Source organism: Nonomuraea sp. NPDC048901 (genome assembly GCF_040649695.1).
Taxonomy (GTDB): domain Bacteria; phylum Actinomycetota; class Actinomycetes; order Streptosporangiales; family Streptosporangiaceae; genus Nonomuraea.
Genome location: NZ_JBEZFW010000054.1, coordinates 1 through 5,854 on the forward strand (window position 1 = coordinate 1; position 5,854 = coordinate 5,854).

The 5,854-nt window shown below is 64.0% G+C and carries 5 protein-coding genes; 3 read left to right on the forward strand and 2 right to left on the reverse strand.

The annotated features are described in order from the left end of the window. Window positions 1–335: 335 nt before the first annotated feature. Entirely contained in the window at window positions 336–647 is a 312-nt protein-coding gene (locus tag AB0C30_RS59670; protein WP_357962608.1) for a hypothetical protein, read from the forward strand. Window positions 648–699: 52 nt separating this feature from the next. On the opposite strand, the gene AB0C30_RS59675 is transcribed toward AB0C30_RS59670, so the two are convergent. Continuing rightward, on the reverse strand, window positions 700–1,146 hold the full coding sequence (locus AB0C30_RS59675; RefSeq protein WP_357962611.1) for a DUF6086 family protein: 447 nt from the start codon (window positions 1,144–1,146) through the stop codon (window positions 700–702). 881 nt (window positions 1,147–2,027) lie between these two features. Between AB0C30_RS59675 and AB0C30_RS59680 the strand changes: the two genes are divergently transcribed. Both AB0C30_RS59680 and AB0C30_RS59685 read left to right on the forward strand, forming a co-directional pair. Beyond that, window positions 2,028–3,374 (forward strand): sialidase family protein, encoded by a 1,347-nt coding sequence (locus AB0C30_RS59680; RefSeq protein ID WP_357962614.1) that lies wholly within the window; start codon window positions 2,028–2,030, stop codon window positions 3,372–3,374. 1,420 nt (window positions 3,375–4,794) lie between these two features. After that, window positions 4,795–5,334, forward strand: a complete 540-nt coding sequence (locus tag AB0C30_RS59685; RefSeq protein ID WP_357962617.1) for a DUF6461 domain-containing protein — start codon at window positions 4,795–4,797, stop codon at window positions 5,332–5,334. A gap of 174 nt (window positions 5,335–5,508) precedes the next feature. On the opposite strand, the gene AB0C30_RS59690 is transcribed toward AB0C30_RS59685, so the two are convergent. Beyond that, on the reverse strand, window positions 5,509–5,854 hold a 346-nt coding region (locus tag AB0C30_RS59690; RefSeq protein ID WP_357962620.1), incomplete at its 5' end, for a GNAT family N-acetyltransferase.

Consider the following 5,854-nt stretch of genomic DNA (forward strand, 5'->3'; position numbering starts at 1 on the left):
GGCCCAGCCCCACACCACCCCGTCCCCCGCAAACAAGATCAACCAGCATCCGCCGCTTGAGAAGAACCTCCAGGCCAGAGGTTAAAAACAAAGCTAAGAGGGGTGACGAGGGGGCAATCACGGTCACTCATGACCGACTTTCTGCCCAGCTCAGCGCTCCTGTGGGCCCTGATCGATGCAGTTCCCAAGCTGACAGCGCGGGTTCGATTCCCGTCACCCGCTCTCATCCGTGAAAGCCCCGGTAGGCCGGCGGATTCGGTACCTGGGCTTGACCATGCAGTGGGTTGTTGATCTCCCCGTGCCATTAAGCGTCCTATGAGTGCGATTATGGCCGCGTGGTTGATGTGACCTTGGATGAGCCCGGTGATTCCGGGGCTGTGGTGAAGCTCCAGACCGAAGCCTGGGAGCTTAACATCCGGGCGCCTCTGGCGGATTTGATGCGCCTCCGCGGGATCAAGGAGGCAGATTGGGATGCACGCCGCTCATTTTCAGTCGGGACCTGTGCTGACGCGCACGTGTTCTGGGCGGCAAACGAGGAACAAGCGACGATCCTCATCGGCCAGGACGACGAGACATGGGACATCGCGGTCACGGTGCCGCTCGAAACCGTCGACCAGATCGCACGCCTCGCCGAGGAGCACGTGTGATGCATTGGTGATTACCTGACAGGAGCGAGTAGGTCGGGCAGTCCCCGGAGCCTCAGCGCGGCATTGCCCGAGCGTGCTGCGCGGAAAGTGCCGCCCATCGCTCAACATCACGTATGTGATCGCCTTGCGGACATGCGGAATGCTCGCCTACCTGCACATCTCTCCAGCCGCCATCGCTGGCATCATGCAGGGGAAGTATTGCTCCGCCACGCTCGACGAGCACGAGGGCCGTCGCTATGAAGCCCTCCATGATTGAATGCAGGATTGCATGACTCGAACGCTCGTAGCGCTCGATGAGAGCACTCACGAAGGCCGCGAAGGCAGCCAGGTCGACCTCACATTCGTCGCTCTCCATGGGGCCGAGTCCCGTCGGCAAGCCCGTCTCGAGGGCAAATGCCTCTGCTAATCGCATGAATAGGCCAGCGACTCCGTTCGAGGGGTTCCAGAGGACTTGATCGCCAACCTGGAAATACTGGCTCATGTACTCCTCGCGTTCCACCGTGCCCGGCGTTCCTCGGCGCGAGAGACGCCGTCTGTCCAGACCTGCCGACGGTCATTAGACGAGGCCACGCTTCATACGGCACTGGCCGATCAGGGATCATAGTTCGGACGCCTTCGCCTTGTGCGTCTCGTACCTCAGGTAATGCACCAGGCTTGGGAGCCGGCCAGGCGGACGATCATGAGCTGAAGTGGACGGGCCTGGATAGGCGGAGGTCTGGTGACCAGGGCGGCGAGCGGCTCTGAACTACGTACCGCGCGCTAGGCAGTAGATGGCTGAGGCGCAATCTTGATCATCTCGCCCACCATCGACTCGGCAGGCTGTCGTCGGTCAGCGTGCGAGCGCTGCGCGGGAAACGCCAGGTCGCGGGCTGATAGTCGTGCCATTAGCGTGCCGGTCCAGACCCAGCGGCCTAGCGTCGTCCGGACTCTCGGTCAACTGGGTCGTTGGGGAGGAAGTTCTCGGTTGGGGCCGGATGCTGCTGGGGGACGATCCGGGGCCTGCCGTCGACGCGGGCTCGACCGGGCAGTAGGAGGCCTGCCCGTCCTGGCGTTCGGCGACGGTCGACAGAGTCTTGTAGGTGCTACAAGGCCCGGAGGCGAGGGTTCGGTTCGGACACTTCCCTTGACTATGCGTACGGCCAACGGGCAGACAAAACTGATCTTGAGACAGTACTCTGCCCTCGCATCGTTTGCCGACTCCTGGGGGCCACCCCCCGGCGAGGCGGTCGACGTCCCCTGCAGACGCCCCATCGACGAAGATGAGGAAGGCTCGTGATTCGACGCTCCAGGGTTTTATTACCCGCAGCGGCCATCCTGATCGCCTGCGCTGTTGCGCAGCCCGCTTCCGCGCAAGGTGCCGCATCCGCCGGACCTGCCATCGTGCGGCCGGTCTCGGGCAGCAGCCCCCTGCCCGCAGGCTGCGGACTTCCCCCGGCCGACGGCTACACGCTGAACCCGAACACCGAAGTCCTGCCCATGCTGGCGCGGGACCCGAACCGGCCGTGGCACCTCGTCACGGTGTTCCAGCAGGACCGCTGGAACCGGTACGGCAGCAACGGCGCGGTTACCGCCGTATCGGACGACTACGGCAAGACCTGGCAGCGGTCCGAGAACCTGCCTGCTTTCTCTCGGTGTAACGGCGGTACGACCGCCAACGGCGGAGACTACGACGTCACAACCGACAACTGGGTCACGGTCACACCATCGGGTGCGGCGGTGGCCGCGTCGTTCTCGCTTTCGCGCACCGGCGATGTGACCGCCATCCTGGTGTCCCGGTCCGCTGACGGCGGCCGGCACTGGGACGCCCCGGTAACCCTGCAACGGGACGACAACCCGCGCTACTTCAACGATCGCCCGTCGGTGACCGCGGACCCGTACCATCCGGGCGTGGTCTACGCGGTCTGGGACCGCATCGACAGTACGGACACGAGCTGGGTACAGCCGATCTATCTGGCGAAGTCGACCGACGACGGGCGCACCTGGACCACGAAGAAGGTGTACGACGTACCCGCCAACAGTGGCGTCATCGGCACACAACTGGTGCCGCTCGCCGATGGGACGCTGCTGATCGGCATGCACCACGAGACGGACACCGATGGTGCCACCCAGGTCATCCGCTCGACCGACGGCGGCCAGACCTGGTCGGCGCCGACGTTGAACGTTCCGGCTCCGCTCGCAGTGGGCCCCCGCATCCCGGACCCAGACAACTCGGGTGACCCGGTACGCAACGCCTCCCTGCCGCTGCTGGCCGCCCAGCCGGGCACCCAGGTGGTCAACGCCGTCTGGCAGAGCCAGGACTCCGACGGCACCTTCCACGTGGCCTACTCGCGGTCGACGGACGGCGGAAAGACTTGGTCCAGCCCGGTCCGCGTGGACAAGACGCCCACCGGTTCCGCCGCCGTACCGGTCATCGCCGCATCCCGTACGGGCACTGTTGCGGTCACCTACTACGACTTCCGCAACAACACGCCCGACCCTGCCACCCTGCCAACCGACGTGTGGGCCGTCACCTGCGCCAACGACTGCACGCAGCCCGGGGCGTGGCGCGAGCAGCACATCGAAGGGCCGTTCGACGCGCGGAAGGTTCCGGCGACAAGCGTCGGACGCCTGGTCGGGGACTACACCGGCCTGGTCTCGGTTGGCAGTGCCTTCACGGCCGTGTATGGCGTGGCCACCGGCGACGCCGCCAACCCAGTGGACATTCACAGCGCGGTTTTCGCTAGCTGAGCGGTTTTGCGCCACCGGCGGGGTTCGGTCAGACCGAACCCCGCCCCCTCTCACGGCAGCGCCGACCTGGCGCCTGGGGCTCGACATCGGCCATCTGCCGCTGGACAGGGTCACTCGTCGTGTGGTGCGCGAATGGGTGGAATGGATGCTCACCAAACCGTCCGCAACGAGCACCAGCCAAGACCTGCCCTATCGGATGAGCAAGTGGCACGCCGATGGGCGCAGGCCCACGACATCGCGGTCAAGGAACCGGCGCGTGTCCGAGAAAGATCCCTGGGACATGGGCAGACGGGCGACGGGAGTACCTGACGTCGGCTTGGATAGCGATCGAGGCAGGCAAGGTGCTTGACCACGTGCCAGCCCATCAGTTGATGCTGTCCCGGTATTTCCTCAAAGGCCGGGTCCGGCGAACGCAGGCCCTCCGCCTCGCCCTTCTCGTCGTCGAAGTAGCGAATGACTGCAAAACGGCACATGAACCGCTGTGGCCGGGGTCCAACTCCTCCGCAAGGCCGCCGATGGCCACACTGAACGGCTCCACCGGTCGACCACACGAGAGATCATTTCATCAACGGTCAGCCCGGATCACGGCACGCAATCTTCCAGGCATGCACGGCCGGAAGGAGCGTGCATGCTCCTGCTCCCTTGGGCCATGTCGCGCCGACATCTCCACAGCTGAGAGGATGTCGCTTCTCATGTCGAAGTAGACGTACTGACGGACGCGCACACGACGACCTTAACGATCTATATGTTGATCGCACTTGACGTAGGAGCGTCAGGCGGACGGCGCCTGCGCTCCCAGTCGACCTCGTCGTATTCGTCGATCCACACTTCGGCGCCGACCTCCCCCAGAAGCTTGATGACGGGGGCATCCAACATGAAGCACAGAGCCCCAACACCTGGTCCGAGCAGGTCCCGCGTAAGGTGCAGCTCGACCGTAGCCCCCCTGGCTGGCCAGCAAGGCGAGCTTGTCCACAACCCCGAGGAGGGAACCAGTTACTGCCCTGATGAGCTCCTCCAGCGAAGCCTCGTTGCCGTGAGCAGATGCTTCCATTTGCCAATCGCCAGTATGGGTTGTGCTCGAAGGCCGCACCCCTAATGCTTCAGAGATTTCGGCGGGACTGTGCACATCGCTCATGATCCGAAGCGTTGCGCTGTGTTCGACTCTCACGGCGCATACGCTAGACCTCGGTGCTCAAATCATGCCAGGTCGAAGGCTGGGGTCGGACCATTAGGTGGGGTAACGAGGGGTCAACCACGGTCACGCACGACCGGCCTCAGCCGCCGGTCAACGCCTCTACGGGCCGAAATTCCTGCAATCCCCAAGCCTGGCAGCGTGCGAACGGCCAAGCCCAGATCGGAAAGTTGTCAGCCCTTCCTGCGAAGATCGGCCCGTGTTTGATCCTTCAGGAAAGGCGAGTAGATGAGCGACGCGACGGCAGGAGATTGCGAATGGCTCTACCAGGAGTTCACTGACGATGCCGGCGATACATGGCTCTGCATCAGCTTCGTGCGAGGCTTACTTCCCCGCGAGGTTCTGCGTCGGATCGACGTCATCCCAGGGACCGTCGGTGAATTCGGAGTCGAAGCTTATGCGGCCGATGGCGGAACAGTCCTGATCGACTACGGATGGGGCACGTCAGTGGACGCAGCACCAGGGCTCCTGTCGTCGGGCACGACCATGGCGACGGTGTTTGCCAATATCAAGAGCGACGACTTCAGCCTCCTCATCGACGGGGAATTGATCGCCAAGTTCGGCCTGTATGGCTACTCCTATCGCCACGGAGAAGTCCCGGAGCACCTCCTTCCCCACCTTCAGGAACTGGGTCTCGACCGTGATGACCTCACCGAGAACTCCGTCACCAAGGCTCTCGCCTTCGCCTCCCGCGCCACCGGTGTGCGTTTCTCGCCCAGACAATTCGCCAAGGACGCCCTGACTGGCGCAAGCGACCACCTCCAATGAGGCCCGTACCGTTGCCGCGCTTCCTCGCTGCCTACGCCACAGTCTTGATCACATGCCAGATCCGTGCCAGAACAGGCGGGGAACCGCGGTCACTCATGGCGGCTCACGGGCGCTCGACATGCCCCGACCTGCGGCCTGGGCCGTTCTCGCACGCACCCGCCACTCGGGCCGCGCCTATGCGAGATCGCGCACCAGATAAAGCAGCTCACCACGCTTGTCGGTTTCGACGCGGTCCGGCACCAGGCCCAGCCGTTTGCAGATCCTGAGCGAGGCAGCGTTGCAAGGCCGAACCGTCGCCCACAGACGCTTCACGGTCGTGGTTGCCTGTAGCTCGGACACAACGGCCTGAGCCGCTTCAAGCGCGAATCCGCTTCCACGGTCGGGGTGCTTGATCTCGTAGCCGATCTCCGGCTCCAGGACTCCTGTGTCAATCCCCCGAAAACGTGGAGACGGTTCTATGCCACAGCGGTCCTCAGCAGGACGGATGAGGCTTGCCGCTTGTCGATCATGTGATGTTCGA

Bases quoted from the DNA above. Each gene is read 5' to 3' on its own strand.
- AB0C30_RS59685 (WP_357962617.1), top strand. From the start codon at position 4,795: ATGAGCGACGCGACGGCAGGAGATTGCGAATGGCTCTACCAGGAGTTC.